At 68.9% G+C, this 746-nt stretch carries 1 pseudogene; it reads right to left on the bottom strand.

The window, feature by feature from the left end:
• Positions 1 to 746: pseudogene (locus AUL33_RS22605) on the bottom strand (hypothetical protein); the annotation flags it as partial.

Here is a 746-nt window from a genome sequence, read left to right as displayed (position 1 = left end):
CGCCGCCTGCATGACCGTCTGCCAGTTCGCGGGAGACGCGATCGTGCCGGTGGTCACCCCAAGGGCCGAGTCGATCAGCGCCTTGTCGATGATGACGGCCTTGGCACTATCGGAGCCGGTCTGAAGCAGGAACGAGATCTGATCGTCACCGTCGAGGGTCACTGCGGTCGCCGCATTGCCCGTCAGGGTCGCCTTCGTGGCGTCCGCACCGTCGACCTGGGTCGCCGTCGGCGTTGCCAAGAGGCCCGAGTCGGCAACCGCAAAGCCGGTGGTCACCGTGTTGGCCGTGATGCCGGTGGCAACGACCGTCGTCGCCGTGCCCACCGCCACGCTGCGGATGCCGAGCGTGCCGGATGCGGTCACGAACGCTTCGACGCCCTGGGTCGTCACCTTCTTGTTGAAGATGTTGGCCAGTTCCGTCAGGTTCTTGATCTCGCCACCGGTGGTCGCGCCGTTGGCCAACGTGGCGTCCGACTTGCTGACCGTCACCGTCTGGGCAGAGCCTTCGACGGTGAAGGCGAAGACGAGCCCGTCACCCGCCGCCGCGAAGTCGCTGCCGGCGTTCAGGGCCGTGAACGTTCCGTTGAACACGCCGTAGGACGCCGTCGCCGAGGTGCCCGTCGCCGAGCCCTCGGCGGCGGCCAGACCGCCCTTGGCGGTGTTGCCGAGCGCCGACGGCGTGCCGCCGACGCTGAGCGTGCGCCCGTCCGCCGTCGTCAGCGAGTTGGCCGTATCGAGGACGCCGC

The sequence above is a fragment of the Aureimonas sp. AU12 genome (assembly GCF_001463705.1).
GTDB lineage: Bacteria > Pseudomonadota > Alphaproteobacteria > Rhizobiales > Rhizobiaceae > Aureimonas.
The sequence above is the reverse complement of the archived record's forward strand: the minus strand, read 5'-3'. Positions and strand labels throughout refer to the sequence as shown.